At 60.4% G+C, this 13,609-nt stretch carries 13 protein-coding genes; 4 read left to right on the top strand and 9 right to left on the bottom strand.

What is annotated here, in order from left to right; all coding sequences use genetic code 11:
- Positions 1-50: 50 nt before the first annotated feature.
- The 3 genes from choV to AB4O35_RS03670 all read right to left on the bottom strand — a co-directional run bounded on the left by choV (position 51) and on the right by AB4O35_RS03670 (position 3,089).
- Complete coding sequence (choV, locus tag AB4O35_RS03680; protein WP_065871876.1) at positions 51-1,229, bottom strand: choline ABC transporter ATP-binding protein; 1,179 nt, start codon at positions 1,227-1,229, stop codon at positions 51-53.
- Entirely contained in the window at positions 1,226-2,071 is an 846-nt protein-coding gene (gene choW / locus AB4O35_RS03675; RefSeq protein ID WP_010207125.1) for a choline ABC transporter permease subunit, read from the bottom strand. The genes choV and choW overlap by 4 nt, the downstream gene beginning before the upstream one ends.
- Positions 2,072-2,141: 70 nt before the next feature.
- Positions 2,142-3,089, bottom strand: a complete 948-nt coding sequence (locus tag AB4O35_RS03670; protein WP_065871875.1) for a choline ABC transporter substrate-binding protein — start codon at positions 3,087-3,089, stop codon at positions 2,142-2,144.
- A 415-nt stretch (positions 3,090-3,504) separates the two neighbouring features.
- Between AB4O35_RS03670 and AB4O35_RS03665 the strand changes: the two genes are divergently transcribed.
- Both AB4O35_RS03665 and gbdR read left to right on the top strand, forming a co-directional pair.
- Positions 3,505-4,881, top strand: coding sequence for an L-serine ammonia-lyase (locus AB4O35_RS03665; protein ID WP_065871873.1), 1,377 nt, complete (start codon positions 3,505-3,507; stop codon positions 4,879-4,881).
- Positions 4,882-5,441: 560 nt separating this feature from the next.
- The gene (gbdR, locus tag AB4O35_RS03660; RefSeq protein ID WP_005792167.1) at positions 5,442-6,545 is read left to right on the top strand and encodes a choline metabolism transcriptional regulator GbdR; all 1,104 of its coding nucleotides are present in this window, start codon (positions 5,442-5,444) and stop codon (positions 6,543-6,545) included.
- Positions 6,546-6,641: 96 nt separating this feature from the next.
- On the opposite strand, the gene AB4O35_RS03655 is transcribed toward gbdR, so the two are convergent.
- From AB4O35_RS03655 to AB4O35_RS03635, 5 genes are all read right to left on the bottom strand, one after another.
- Positions 6,642-6,905, bottom strand: coding sequence for a hypothetical protein (locus tag AB4O35_RS03655; RefSeq protein WP_065871872.1), 264 nt, complete (start codon positions 6,903-6,905; stop codon positions 6,642-6,644).
- Between the two features lie 247 nt (positions 6,906-7,152).
- On the bottom strand, positions 7,153-7,626 hold the full coding sequence (locus AB4O35_RS03650; RefSeq protein ID WP_065871871.1) for a thioesterase family protein: 474 nt from the start codon (positions 7,624-7,626) through the stop codon (positions 7,153-7,155).
- A 109-nt stretch (positions 7,627-7,735) separates the two neighbouring features.
- A complete protein-coding gene (locus AB4O35_RS03645) occupies positions 7,736-8,701 on the bottom strand; it encodes an L-carnitine dehydrogenase (RefSeq protein ID WP_065871870.1) in 966 nt (321 codons plus the stop codon).
- 142 nt (positions 8,702-8,843) lie between these two features.
- Positions 8,844-9,731, bottom strand: coding sequence for a beta-keto acid cleavage family enzyme (locus AB4O35_RS03640; RefSeq protein ID WP_065871869.1), 888 nt, complete (start codon positions 9,729-9,731; stop codon positions 8,844-8,846).
- A gap of 73 nt (positions 9,732-9,804) precedes the next feature.
- On the bottom strand, positions 9,805-10,749 hold the full coding sequence (locus AB4O35_RS03635) for a choline ABC transporter substrate-binding protein (protein ID WP_065871868.1): 945 nt from the start codon (positions 10,747-10,749) through the stop codon (positions 9,805-9,807).
- 194 nt (positions 10,750-10,943) lie between these two features.
- Between AB4O35_RS03635 and AB4O35_RS03630 the strand changes: the two genes are divergently transcribed.
- Positions 10,944-11,888 (top strand): GlxA family transcriptional regulator, encoded by a 945-nt coding sequence (locus AB4O35_RS03630; protein ID WP_065909958.1) that lies wholly within the window; start codon positions 10,944-10,946, stop codon positions 11,886-11,888.
- Between the two features lie 68 nt (positions 11,889-11,956).
- On the top strand, positions 11,957-13,135 hold the full coding sequence (locus AB4O35_RS03625; protein WP_065871866.1) for an ATP-binding protein: 1,179 nt from the start codon (positions 11,957-11,959) through the stop codon (positions 13,133-13,135).
- Between the two features lie 36 nt (positions 13,136-13,171).
- On the opposite strand, the gene AB4O35_RS03620 is transcribed toward AB4O35_RS03625, so the two are convergent.
- Entirely contained in the window at positions 13,172-13,588 is a 417-nt protein-coding gene (locus tag AB4O35_RS03620) for a DUF3010 family protein (RefSeq protein ID WP_065945507.1), read from the bottom strand.
- Positions 13,589-13,609 lie beyond the last annotated feature (21 nt).

Below are 13,609 nucleotides of genomic sequence, written 5' to 3'. Positions count from 1 at the left end.
ACACCGCATTCGCGAGCAAGCCCGCTCCCACATTTGCTTTGCGGTGTGGCTTAACCCAGGTTTTTGCCTAAGAGCGCGTGATACAACTCACTGTCCCCCAGAATCCCCACCACCTTGTCATTGTCCCGCAACACCAACTTATTCCCCGTGTGATAGCGAATCTGCAGTGCATCACGCATGCCGATGTTCGAGTCCACCAGCGTCGGCACTCGACCCAAACCTTCCACCGGTTGCCCCGGCGCCCAGTTCTGCAGGTTCAACGGCGTGCCATTCTGGCGTGCGCCCTTGATGACGTTGCCTTCAGTCAGGTCCAGCCACGAGTCACCGCCCGGGTCCAGGCTGATCGAGCCGTTGACGTGGGTGCAGTTATCCACCGTGCGCATCAGGCTGCGACCGCACAACACATTCAGCGGGTTGGTATGCGCGACAAACGTGCGCACATAGTCGTCCGCCGGGTTCAGCACGATCTCTTCCGGCACGCTGTACTGGATGATCTTGCCATCCTTCATGATCGCGATTCGGCTGCCCAGTTTGAGCGCCTCATCAAGGTCGTGACTCACAAACACGATGGTCTTGCTCAGCTTGCGCTGCAGCTCCAGCAATTCATCCTGCAAGCCTTGGCGGATCAGCGGGTCGAGGGCAGAGAAGGGTTCGTCCATCAGCAGGATATCGGCGTCCATTGCCAATGCGCGGGCCAGGCCAACGCGTTGCTGCATGCCGCCGGAGAGTTCGTCCGGCTTCTTGTTGCGCCACTGGGTCAGGCCCACCAGCTCGAGTTTTTCATCCACCAGCTTGCGCCGGTCTTTCTCCGGACGACCCTGCATTTCCAGGCCGAAGCTGATGTTCTCGCGCACGGTCAGCCAAGGCATCAGGGCGAACTTCTGGAACACCATGGCGATGCGTTTGGTGCGCATCATTTTCAGCTCGGCGGGCGTGCAGGACGCGATGTCGATCTGGCGCCCTTCATGCTCCACGAACAATTGGCCACGGCTCACGGTGTTGAGGCCGTTGATGCAGCGCAGCAAACTGGATTTGCCGGAGCCGGAGAGACCCATCAGCACGCAGATCTCGCCTTTCTCGACATCCAGGCTGGCTTTTTCAACGCCGACAATCTGCCCGGTCTTTTTCAGGATCTCGTTACGGCTCATGCCCTGGTCCAGCAGCTTGAGCGCTTCGCGTGGGTCTTTGGAGAAGATTACGTCGACATTGTCGAATCGGATAATGCTCATGCATCACCCCCTACTTTAGCGTCGGGTTGTTTGCAGATGCGGTCGAGCATGATCGCCAGCAATACGATTGCCAGGCCGGCTTCAAAGCCCAGGGCAATGTCCGCTGTGTTGAGTGCGTTGACCACCGGTTTGCCGAGGCCGTCGGCGCCGACCAGGGCCGCGATTACCACCATCGACAACGACAGCATGATGCATTGGGTAATGCCGGCGGCAATGCTCGGCATGGCGTGGGGCAGTTCAATGCGCGAGAGCAACTGACGGCGCGAGCAGCCAAAGGCCTTGCCGGCGTCCATCAACTCTTGCGGTACGTCTCGGATACCCAGGTAGGTCAGGCGGATCGGTGCGGCAATCGCGAATACCACCGTGGAAATCAGCCCAGGCACCACACCCAGCCCGAAGAGGGTCAGGGTAGGGATGAGGTAGACGAAGGTCGGTACGGTCTGCATCAGATCGAGCACCGGCCGCATCATGGTGTAGAACATCGGTTTGTGCGCGGCAACAATGCCCAGCGGCACGCCGATGACCACGCAGACCAGGGTGGCGAACAGCACTTGCGCCAGGGTCTCCATGGTTTCCTGCCAGTACCCCAGGTTGAGGATCAGCAGGAACGAGGCGATGACAAAAACAGTCAGTCCCCATTTACGTTGAATAAAGTGAGCCAACAGCGCAATCAGACCGATCAATGCCAGCGGATTGAACCAGGTCAGCGCGAACGTCACGCCGTGGATCATCGTTTCCAGTGTCGATGCGATCGCGTCGAAGTAGTTGGCACCGTGTTGGGTCAACCATTCAACGAAGGCAGCGATGTACTGGCCTAGTGGGATTTTCTGTTCAGTCAGCATGGTAGTGAATGTCCACATGCGAAGAGGGAAAACATCCCGGGGCAGCGCACCGCCCCGGGGTCAGCGGTTGCTATTTGGCGAGGTAAGCTTTCACGGCGTCGAGCCCAGGTTTGCCGTCAACGGTGGTGACACCGGCGAGCCAGGTGTCGAGTACTTGAGGGTTTTTCTTCAGCCAGGCTTTCGCGGCGGCGTCGGGTTTCATCTTGTCGTCCAGGACATTACCCATCAGGGTGCTTTCCATGTTCAGGGTGAACGACAGGTTTTTCAGCAACTGGCCAACGTTGCTGCATTCCTGCGTGTAGCCCTTGCGAACGTTGGTGTAGATGGTGGCCTGGCCGTAGTTGGGGCCGAACGAATCGTCACCCCCGGTCAGGTACTTCATCTTGAAACGGGTGTTCATCGGGTGCGGCTCCCAGCCGAGGAACACGATGGCCTGGTCGCGCTTGGTCGCGCGTTCAACCTGGGAGAGCATGCCGGCTTCGCTGGACTCGACCACTTTGAAACCGGCGGTTTTCAGGCCGAAGGCGTCTTTGTCGATCAGTGTCTGGATGGTGCGGTTACCGTCGTTGCCCGGCTCGATACCGTAGATCTTGCCGCCCAGCTCATCCTTGAATTTGGCGATATCGGCGAAGTCCTTCAGGCCTTTGTTGTACAGCGCTTCCGGGACCGCGAGGGTGTATTTGGCGTTCTCCAGGTTGGCGCGCACGGTTTCCACGGTGCCGGCATCACGGTACTGCTTGATGTCGTTTTCCATGGTCGGCATCCAGTTGCCGAGGAAAATGTCCATGTTCTTGCCGTCGGCCAGTGACTTGTAGGTCACCGGTACCGAAATCATCGTGGTGCGTGGCTTGTAGCCCAGGCCCTTGAGAATTTCGCTGGTAGTCGCGGTAGTGACGGTGATGTCGGTCCAGCCGACATCAGAGAAGTTGACGGTCTGACATTGTGCCGGTTCTGCAGCATGCGCCACGACTGGCAAACTCAGCATGGCGGCCAACAACAACTGGGGTGAACCTTTCATCTGGGTAGACTCCTGTGTTTTTTCTGGCGGCATCTGCCGCGCTTTATAAGTGTTGCGGTTGGTGCGTGCGACAACAGCTCTGGCACGGTGCCTTGCAAACGAGTCGAGACTGATCATGTACCAGTGAAAATCTGACGCCTACAGGGGGCGTCGTATCCAGTACAGGGATGGTCGTATCCAGTGTCGGTGACGTCGCTTACAGATTTTTCCCGAGGCAAAACTGCAGTTTTTGCCCATCTGCACCGTTAAAAACGGCCAAAACCAGTGATCGTACGCAAGCGACGCTCGTGAGCATGAGTGCGTCGGTGTGAGACGCCGTGACGGCCAGTAAAAGCTTGATGATGCCGCCATCTGGGCGATCTGAGCGTAGCAGCTCCTTGGTGTCCGGCCTGCTCACCTGCGGAGTTCCACGTTAATGGCTATCAGCGTTTTCGACCTGTTCAAGATCGGCATCGGGCCTTCGAGTTCTCACACCGTCGGCCCCATGCGCGCCGCGGCGTTGTTCGTCCAGGCATTACGTGGACGTGAACTGTTGGAACAGGTTCGCCGCGTCGAAGTTCAGCTGTACGGATCCTTGTCGGCCACCGGCATCGGTCACGGCAGCGATACCGCGACCATCATGGGCCTGATGGGCGAATGGCCGGACGCAATTGATCCGTCGCAAATCGGCGGCCGTATCCACACCCTGCGCGAGACCGACACCCTGTTGCTGGACGGGCGTTTGCCGGTGCCGTTTGTGTGGGCGCGGGACATGCGCCTGCTCGACGAAAACCTGCCGTTCCATCCCAACGCCATGACCCTGGTGGTGCACGGCGATAACGGCGAACTGCACCGCGATACCTACTATTCAGTAGGTGGCGGTTTTGTGGTGGATGAAGCCCAGGCGCAAAGCGGCGTGGCCGATATGGACCGTACCGAGTTGCCTTACGACTTTTCCAGCGCGGTGGAGCTGCTGCAGTTGTGCAAGACCCACAACCTGCGCGTTGCCGAGTTGATGCTGGCTAACGAAAAAGTTTGGCGCTCTGAAGAAGAAATCCGCAGCGGCCTGATGAAACTCTGGCGCGCCATGCAGGATTGCGTGGAGCAGGGCCTCAAGCACGAAGGCATCCTGCCTGGCGGCCTGAACGTGCGGCGACGCGCCGCCAAGTTGCATCGCAGCCTGCAAGAGTTGGGTAAGCCGAACGTGATCGGCTCGACCTTGAGCGCCATGGAGTGGGTGAACCTGTTCGCCCTGGCGGTGAACGAGGAAAACGCCGCCGGTGGGCGCATGGTCACCGCCCCCACCAACGGCGCGGCGGGGATCATCCCGGCGGTGCTGCACTACTTTATGAAGTTCAGCGAGGAAGTCACCGAAGCCAACGTGGTCGACTACCTGCTCGGCGCGGCGGCGGTGGGGATCCTGTGCAAGAAGAACGCCTCGATCTCCGGTGCCGAAGTGGGCTGCCAGGGCGAAGTAGGCTCGGCCTGCGCGATGGCCGCCGCCGGGCTGGCGGAGATCCTCGGCGCCACGCCGGAGCAACTGTGCAACGCGGCCGAAATCGGCCTGGAACATAACCTCGGCCTCACCTGCGACCCAGTGGGCGGGCTGGTGCAAGTGCCGTGCATCGAGCGCAATGCGATTGCCGCGGTGAAGGCGATCAACGCCGCGCAGATGGCTCTGCGCGGTGATGGGCAGCACTTTATCTCGCTGGACCGGGTGATTCGCACGATGCGCGATACCGGGGCGGATATGCATGACAAGTACAAAGAGACGTCGCGGGGTGGGTTGGCGGTGAGTGCTGTGGAGTGTTGATGGTTTTGTAGTGAGCGGGCTTGTCGAATCGTCGCACCGCCCGCGCTGGGTGGCGAAGCCGCCCCAATAAAGGCACCACATAGTGTCAGTTAATACCGAGTCGCCTGATTTTAGGGCGGCTTCGCCACCCAGCGCGGGGCAAGCCCGCTCACTACAAGTGAACACCCGAACCAAAAACGCCACCTTTTAGCGCGTCGCAAACAGATAAGTAGCCTCCAAACGATTCCGCGCCTGACCACCTGTCACCCGTGCTTGTGGTGACAGACGTTTCCCACACCCGCAAAGCGCCTTCCCACAAGTGCTACCGAACTGCTCACAGCCCTTGAGCAGGTTCGCTCCTACGACTAATTCCGGCTATATCCGTACGTGCTGCGCGGGCTTATTTAGACGCGTCATGAGGTCGTTTTTAGGAGTTATTGGACGGCCATTCAATTTTAGGCATGGCATTTGCTCTATCCATTCAAAGCCTCTCGCTCCGTTTTTTACAGGCAGGGATGAAGAGCGCCATAACAAGAGCCTCGCCTGAGGCCATCACCCGCTTTGTGTGAGGAGATACCGCGATGACGTCGTTCAACTCAGGGGCCCAACCCCAGAACCGTGCGCCTCAATCCATCGGCTTTTTGCTGCTGGACAATTTCACGCTGATTTCCCTGGCGTCCGCAGTCGAACCCCTGCGCATGGCCAACCAGCTCTCCGGCCGCGAGCTGTATCGCTGGACGACCCTGAGTGTCGACGGAAACCAGGTGTGGGCCAGCGACGGTCTGCAAATCACGCCCGACGCCTCCATGCACAAAGCCCCGGCCCTGGACACGGTGATCGTCTGCGGCGGCGTGGGTATCCAGCGCACGGTTACCCGTGAGCATGTGTCGTGGCTGCAAAGCCAGGCGCGCCAGTCCCGGCGCCTGGGCGCGGTGTGCACTGGCAGTTGGGCCCTGGCCTGCGCCGGTCTGCTCGACGGCTTTGATTGCAGCGTGCACTGGGAATGCCTGGCCTCGATGCAGGAAGCCTTCCCCCGCGTGGCCATGAGCACACGCCTGTTCACCCTCGACCGCAACCGTTTCACCAGCTCCGGCGGCACCGCGCCGCTGGACATGATGCTGCACCTGATCAGCCGCGACCACGGCCGTGAACTGTCGGCCGCGATCTCGGAAATGTTTGTCTACGAACGCATTCGCAACGAACAGGATCACCAGCGTGTGCCACTCAAGCACATGCTGGGCACCAACCAGCCGAAGCTGCAGGAAATTGTCGCGCTGATGGAAGCCAACCTGGAAGAACCGATCGACCTGGACGAACTGGCGGTATACGTCGCCGTGTCCCGTCGCCAGTTGGAGCGGTTGTTCCAGAAGTACCTGCACTGCTCTCCGTCGCGCTACTACCTCAAGCTGCGCCTGATTCGCGCACGGCAGTTGCTCAAGCAAACGCCGATGTCGATCATCGAAGTGGCGTCGGTATGCGGGTTTGTATCCACGCCGCACTTCTCCAAGTGCTACCGCGAATACTTCGGCATTCCGCCACGGGATGAGCGCGTTGGCTCCAACACCACCCAACAGGTGGCGATGATGCCGATTCCGCAGGCATTGGTGTTGTCACCGTTGTCGGGGCCGATGTCGGCGTTGAGCCAGGCCAGGAACGAGTCGACTTTCGCCAGCGTAAGGCTCTAGACCGAGTCGCCTGCATTCGCGAGCAAGCCCGCTCCCACATTTTGATTTGTGAACACAGTCAAATGTGGGAGCTGGCTTGCCTGCGATAGCGAACTATCAGGTGCCCGAGTTCTGCTTGAACTGCACCAAAGCCGGCAACAACTGCTTGTCGATCGCCTGCCGCACCGCCGGCAAGATCGTCGCGCTGCCGGTGTACATCTGCTCAACCATGCCCTTGAGTGCCTTGGCCCGCGCCGGGCTCAAGCCGCGCACCGCACACTCGCAGGCCTGCTCGGCGGTGGCACCACTGGACACTTCGAAACCCAGCGAGCGCAGTTGGCCCAGCAGGTCATCCTGGTCAATCAAATCCGCGTGCATCATGACGTTTAATCCTGGTGAGTGAAGCGGGGTTCGACCTTGATTCTGGTAGTCGCTCAAACAGTCGGCAAGGGCAGAATGCGCGAATGCCTCGTATGGCTATGAATGTGTCGTTTTCGGGTCATGCAGCGAAGGCACTTACCGGCACACTGAACCCAGGCACACAGCTTGACGGTTTGGTCACCCTCGAGATGTACCGCTCACACAAGGCACTTGCGCCCCGATCCAGTCACGGCTGGTCGGGGCTTTTTTATCGGCCCGGCAAACCGATGACGCGGCCGAGCAGGGCAGGCCTGGGCAGCTCGCCCTGTGCCGCGATGAGGGATGAGAGCCGCGCCAGCGTGGCCTCGGTGAACGGCGTCGAGCGCGGACCGGCGAGGTCGACATGCAGCAACATCTGTTCGTTGCCGGCCAGCTCTTTCTCATCCCCGGCTGAATGCAGGCTGTGATAGAGGTGCAGGCGCTTGGCGTCGTGGGCGATCAGTTGCGTGCGTACCTCGACGTCGGCGCCGAGCTTCACTTCGTGCAGGTAGTTCAGGTGCAACTCCAGGGTGAACAGTGAGTGACCGCTGGCTTCGCGGTTTTCACTGGTAAGCCCCAGGGTGTCCATCAGCGCGTCGGTGGCGTAGCTGAAGATCAGCAAGTAGAACGCATCGCGCAGGTGGCCGTTGTAATCCACCCAGTCAGGCTGGATTTTGGTCGTGTAGGTCATCAGAGCAGGCATCACATAAATTCCGAAGATGTACGCGGTCAAAAATGTGGGAGCTGGCTTGCCTGCGATAGCGGTGGTGAGGCTTACATCGCTATCGCAGGCAAGCCAGCTCCCACATTGGTTATTCGGCGAAGCTCATGCCGTGCTTGGCCTTAGTGGTTTTCACCGCGTCCAGCACCGCCAGCAGGCAATCATCACGATAGCGCTCCAGCGCAGAAATGCTGTGTTTACCCAGCTGATCGCTGGTGCCATCGACCACATCGTCAATCAGCTTGTCGGTCAGTTCCGGCGCCGGTAGGTAAGTCCACGGCAGTTGCAACGCCGGGCCGAACTGCGCCATGAAGTGCCGCATGCCGGCATCGCCACCCGCCAGGGTGTAGGTCAGGAAGGTGCCCATGAACGACCATCGTAGCCCCGCGCCAAAGCGGATGGCGTCATCGATTTCGCCCGTGGTGGCCACGCCGTCATTGACCAGGTGCAGCGCCTCACGCCACAGCGCTTCCAGCAGGCGGTCGGCGATAAACCCAGGCACTTCCTTGCGCACATGCAAGGGCCGCATGCCGAGGGATTCATACACCTTGATTGCCGCCTGAACGGCCTCAGGCGCAGTGTTCTTGCCGCCGACGACTTCCACCAGCGGCAACAGGTAAACCGGGTTGAACGGGTGGCCGACCACGCAACGCTCAGGGTGAGTCGAGCTCTCGTAGAACTCGCTTGGCAACAGGCCGGAGGTACTCGAACCAATCAACGCATTCGGCTTGGCTGCCGCGCTGATCTTGCTGTGTAACGCCAGCTTCAGCTCCAGGCGTTCCGGGGCGCTTTCCTGGATGAAGTCGGCGTCTTTCACGCACGCTTCGATAGTGTCGACAAAGCGCAGGCGGTCCTGGGACGCGCCCGGTGCCAGGCCTTGTTTCTCAAGGGCGCCCCAGGCGTTGGCGACGCGCTTGCGCAGGGCGGCTTCGGCACCGGGCGCCGGGTCCCAGGCGATTACATCCAGGCCGTGGGCCAGGGCGCGGGACACCCAGCCGCTGCCGATAACGCCGCTGCCGAGGGCGGCGAAGGTTTTGATGTCAGTGATAAAACGCATGGGAAATTCCTAAAGAGTTCGGTGATCACCTGTGGGAGCTGGCTTGCCTGCGATAGCGGTGTGTCAGTTGATGTATTTGACGGCTGACGTACCGCAATCGCGGGCAAGCCCGGCTCCCACAGGGTTTTGTGGTGTTTGGGAGTCAGCCGCGTTTGGTCAGGCCCATCTTGATTCGGCCCTCCGCCGGGGTCATGACCCGAGCACCCAACCGGCTGAGGATTTCACTCGCGCGCTCCACCAGTTGCCCGTTGGTGGCGAGCACGCCTTTGTCCAGCCACAGGTTGTCTTCCAGGCCTACCCTCACGTTGCCGCCCAGCAGCACCGCTTGCGCGGCCATTGGCATTTGCATGCGACCGATGCCGAAACCGGCCCACACCGCGTCGGCGGGCAGGTTGTCGACCATGGCTTTCATGGTGGTGGTGTCGGCCGGCGCGCCCCAGGGAATGCCCAGGCACAGCTGGAACAGGGGGTTGTCGAGCAGGCCTTCCTTGATCATCTGTTTGGCAAACCACAGGTGACCGGTGTCGAAAATTTCCAGTTCGGGCTTAACGCCCAGCTCTTGGATGCGCTTGGCGCCAGCCCTTAGTTGCGCCGGGGTGGACACGTAAATGGTGTCGCCATCGCCGAAGTTCAGGGTGCCGCAGTCCAGGGTGCAGATTTCCGGCAGCAGCTCTTCCACATGGGCCAGGCGGGTCAGCGGGCCGACCAGGTCGGTGTTGGGGCCGAACTCCATCGGGTGCTCGCCGCCGCCGATCTCCAGGTCGCCGCCCATGCCGGCGGTGAGGTTGACGATGATGTCGATGTCGGCCTCACGGATGCGTTCCATCACTTCGCGGTACAGGGCCACGTCACGGCTGAACTTGCCGGTCTCGGGGTCGCGCACGTGGCAGTGGACCACGGTGGCGCCGGCCTTGGCGGCTTCCACCGCAGCGGCGGCGATTTGTTTAGGGGTGACCGGCACGTGCGGGCTTCTGCTGGTCGTGTCGCCAGCACCGGTGAGTGCGCAGGTGATGATGACGTCATGGTTCATGGGGCGGTTCCTTACAGGCGTAGTGGTGCCGTTCGCAGCCGCTTGTGGCTGCGAAACGGTAATTGAATAGGGGTTACTTGCTGGTCAATTGCAGGTTGGCCGCAGCCGGTTTGCCATCGAAGGTGGTCACACCTTCCAGCCAACGAGCCTGGTCTTGCGGGTGATCCTTGAGCCACTGTTTGGCGGATTCGAGGGCGTCCTTGTGATCCAGCAACGGCTGCATCATCCGGCTCTCGTCGGCGGCGGTGAAGGTGAGGTTGGTCAGCAGTTTGTGCACGTTGGGGCACTGCTCGGCGTAGGTGGGTGCGGTCACGGTCCACACGGTCGCCATGCCTTCGTTCGGGCCCAGGGCGTCGTCGCTGCCGGTGAGGTAAGTCATGGCGACGTTGACGTTCATCGGGTGCGGCGCCCAGCCAAAGAACACTACGGCCTCCTTGCGGCGTACCGCCCGGTCGACGGCGGCGAGCATGCCGGCTTCACTGGATTCCACCAGTTGGAACTTGCCCAGGCCGAACTGGTTCTTGGCGATCATCGCCTTGATCTGCGTGTTGGCGCCCGAGCCGGGCTCGATGCCGTAGATCTTGCCGCCCAGCTCTTTTTCGAATTTGGCGATGTCGGCGAAGGTTTTCAGGCCCTTGTCCGCCAGGTAGGTCGGCACGGCGAGGGTGGCGCGCGCGTCTTCCAGGCTCGGTTTGTCGAGGACCTTGACTTGCTTGGCGTCGACGAATGGGGTGATGGTCTGGGTCATCAGCGGGTTCCAGTAGCCCAGGAACATATCCAGGCGCTGGTCGCGGATGCCGGCAAAGATGATTTGCTGAGAGGCGCTGGTCTGTTTGGTCTTGTAGCCGAGGCCGTCGAGCAAGACTTGGGTCATGGCGCTGGTGGCGATTACGTCGGTCCAGTTCACCACACCCATGCGCACGTTCTGGCAGGACGCCGCATCGGCGGCCATTACGTGGGTGCTCAAGATGGCGCTGGCGCTGAGTGCGAGCACGCAGCGGCGGATCAGTCGGTTCATGGTGGATCCCTCGGCAGGTCGTTATTGTGGGGGCCGGCGTCTTTGTGCGCCGTGGGATCACGTTACGTAGCTTTGGGGGCGACAAAACGCACGGCGGCGACCCGCTCTTGCACTGCAGCGACCTGTGCTCTTGAATGGCCCGTTGAACTGGCGTATCACAGTGAGCACGCTGCCCGTACTACGAGAGCGCCACCATGTCCCAGGATTTCTACTTTCTGCTGATGCCGGGTTTTTCGGCCATCGGGTTTATCTCCGCCCTGGAGCCGCTGCGAGTGGCCAACCGCTTTCGCGGCGAGTTGTACCGCTGGCACATATTGAGCGCGGACGGCGGCGCGGTGCTGGCGAGCAATGGCATGTCGGTCAACGCCGACGCCGCGTTGGAACCGCTGAAAAAAGGCGCGACGTTGTTGGTGGTGGCGGGCTTTGAACCCTTGCAGTTCGCCACGCCCACGCTGGAACACTGGCTGCGCCGCCTCGACCATGACGGCGTGACCCTCGGCGCCATCGACACCGGCGCCTGCGTGCTCGCCGAAGCAGGTTTGCTCGACGGTCACCGCCTGACGCTGCACTGGGAAGCCATCGACGCGTTCAAGGAATCCTACCCGCAGCTCACAGTGACCCAGGAACTCTTCGAAATCGACCGTCGCCGTATCACCTGCGCCGGCGGCACCGCGTCCATCGACCTGATGCTCGACCTGATCGCCCAGGCTCATGGCTCGGAGCTGGCGATCCAGGTTTCCGAACAATTCGTGCTCGGCCGTATCCGCCCACGCAAAGACCACCAGCGCATGCAGATCGCCACGCGCTACGGCATCAACAACAAAAAACTGGTGCAAGTGATCGGCGAGATGGAGCAACACACCGAGCCGCCCCTGAGCACATTGGCGCTGGCCGACGCGATCAACGTAACGCGGCGTCAGCTGGAGCGCCTGTTTCGCCTGCATTTGAACGACACCCCGAGCAACTTCTACCTCGGCCTGCGCCTGGAAAAAGCCCGGCAGTTGCTGCGCCAGAGCGATCTGAGTGTGCTGGAAGTGAGTATTGCCTGCGGGTTTGAATCACCGTCGTATTTCACGCGGAGTTATCGGGCACGGTTTGCGAAATGCCCAAGGGAGGATCGGCGACGGGAGGTGGTTTGACGGCTGATTATAGTCAATTATACTCGTGACTATAATTTATAGCCCTTTCCATAATTGAGTATAAAAGCATGTCCAAGAACAGCGGCTTTGTGTTCCGCCGCCCCGACCTGGCAAGCAGCATTGCCGATGGCCTAGTGGGGGCTGGTATTCAGGATTTCACCTCTGGCCTGTTTCTCGCGGCGCCGCGTCGCACGGGCAAAAGTACTTTTTTGCGTGAGGACCTTGTACCTGAATGCCAGGCGCGTGGTTGGCTGGCGGTGTATGTCGACCTGTGGGCCGACAAGGAAAAAGACCCCGCCGACCTGATCTCCAGCGCCATTGCCGGTGCCCTGGTGCCCTTTGAAAAGGGCATCCGCAAACTGGCCAAGAATATCGGCATTGAAAAGCTCAGCTTCCTACGCACCTTGTCCTGGGATTTCACCAAGCCGCAATTGCCTGCAGGCGCGACACTGACGCAAGCGCTGGAGCTGCTTCACAGCGCTGCCGAGAAAACCGTCGTGCTGGTGATCGACGAAGCCCAGCACGCGCTCACCACCGAAGCGGGTGTTAACGCGATGTTTGCCCTCAAGGCCGCCCGAGACCAGCTCAACCAAGGTCGTGAAGGCGAGGGCAGCGGGTTGCGCCTGGTGTTCACGGGGTCAAATCGCGACAAGCTTGCCCATCTGGTATTAGGTAAAAGCCAGCCGTTCTTCGGGTCCAGCATCACGCCATTTCCACTGCTGGGCAAAGCATTCACACAGGCCTACACCGTGTACCTCAACGGCCTTCTGGCCAAGACCAACCAGTTCAATGCGGCCGACATCGATGAAGCGTTCGAGCTGGTGGGCCGTCGCCCGGAAATGTTGCGCACCATTATTGGTGAAGTGGCATTGGAACTGGGGGAGGCGAGCAATCTCGGCCAACTGCTGCACAGTCGCGCCGAACTGCTGCGCGCCGGCGTTTGGACCGAATTCGAAAGTGCCTGGAACGCCCTCACCATTCCCCAGCGTGCGGTGCTGGAAGTGATGGTGGAGCGCTCCCAGAACAACGAACCGTTCGCGCCGTTTACCGACAGCACCATCACGGCCGTCAGCAAGGCGTTGGAAGACATGGGCAGCGACGTAGTGCCGGGCACCCAGACCATTCAGGCCTGTATCGAGGCCTTGCGCGATAAAGAGCTGGTATGGAAGTCGAGCCGGGGGGGCTATGCGCTGGAAGACAAATCCTTCGGGGATTGGCTGCAGCACCGGCGCCGTACAGCTGCCTGAAGAACACAGAGATCAAATGTGGATTTTTAGTGTGACTTACTTCTTGACCAGTGCCGAACACGCCGCTTTGTACGCCTCATGCTGATATTTGTTCAGCGTCACCGGCAAGTCAAAGGTGTGCTTCTTGTTCTGTGCATTGATGGTCTGCGGCGACAACAGCGTCACCTCAACACCGTCCAGCAACTGAAATACCCCTTCAATCTTGAACGTGGTCGGGCCACCGGCGAATTCGCCTTTCTTGCTGCGTTTCTTGATCGCGATACGTTCGATAGCATTTGACTGCACAAACGCCTTCACCTGAGCGGCGAAGGCTTTGACGTTGGCCGCTTCATCGTCGTCTTCAAGGGCGATTTTTTTCGTGGCCAGAGCGATGTGAGTCAACACCTGGTTGTCCAGGGAGGCGACGGCGATGATGGCTTCGCTGCCTTTGATTTCGATGCCGCAGATAGTCATGTTCAAGCCTATGGGGATGAG

The organism is Pseudomonas sp. H1_A03 (genome assembly GCF_054685145.1).
Note: the sequence above shows the minus strand (reverse complement) of the source record. Positions and strands in the feature narration are given on the sequence as shown.

Excerpts from the sequence above, each read along its gene's own strand:
- AB4O35_RS03630 (WP_065909958.1), top strand. The coding sequence starts at position 10,944 with ATGTCCCAGGATTTCTACTTTCTGCTGATGCCGGGTTTTTCGGCCATC.
- choW (WP_010207125.1), bottom strand. The coding sequence starts at position 2,071 with ATGCTGACTGAACAGAAAATCCCACTAGGCCAGTACATCGCTGCCTTC.
- AB4O35_RS03655 (WP_065871872.1), bottom strand. The coding sequence starts at position 6,905 with ATGATGCACGCGGATTTGATTGACCAGGATGACCTGCTGGGCCAACTG.
- AB4O35_RS03645 (WP_065871870.1), bottom strand. The coding sequence starts at position 8,701 with ATGCGTTTTATCACTGACATCAAAACCTTCGCCGCCCTCGGCAGCGGC.
- AB4O35_RS03650 (WP_065871871.1), bottom strand. The coding sequence starts at position 7,626 with ATGCCTGCTCTGATGACCTACACGACCAAAATCCAGCCTGACTGGGTG.
- AB4O35_RS03625 (WP_065871866.1), top strand. The coding sequence starts at position 11,957 with ATGTCCAAGAACAGCGGCTTTGTGTTCCGCCGCCCCGACCTGGCAAGC.
- AB4O35_RS03635 (WP_065871868.1), bottom strand. The coding sequence starts at position 10,749 with ATGAACCGACTGATCCGCCGCTGCGTGCTCGCACTCAGCGCCAGCGCC.
- AB4O35_RS03665 (WP_065871873.1), top strand. The coding sequence starts at position 3,505 with ATGGCTATCAGCGTTTTCGACCTGTTCAAGATCGGCATCGGGCCTTCG.
- choV (WP_065871876.1), bottom strand. The coding sequence starts at position 1,229 with ATGAGCATTATCCGATTCGACAATGTCGACGTAATCTTCTCCAAAGAC.
- AB4O35_RS03640 (WP_065871869.1), bottom strand. The coding sequence starts at position 9,731 with ATGAACCATGACGTCATCATCACCTGCGCACTCACCGGTGCTGGCGAC.
- gbdR (WP_005792167.1), top strand. The coding sequence starts at position 5,442 with ATGACGTCGTTCAACTCAGGGGCCCAACCCCAGAACCGTGCGCCTCAA.
- AB4O35_RS03670 (WP_065871875.1), bottom strand. The coding sequence starts at position 3,089 with ATGAAAGGTTCACCCCAGTTGTTGTTGGCCGCCATGCTGAGTTTGCCA.
- AB4O35_RS03620 (WP_065945507.1), bottom strand. The coding sequence starts at position 13,588 with ATGACTATCTGCGGCATCGAAATCAAAGGCAGCGAAGCCATCATCGCC.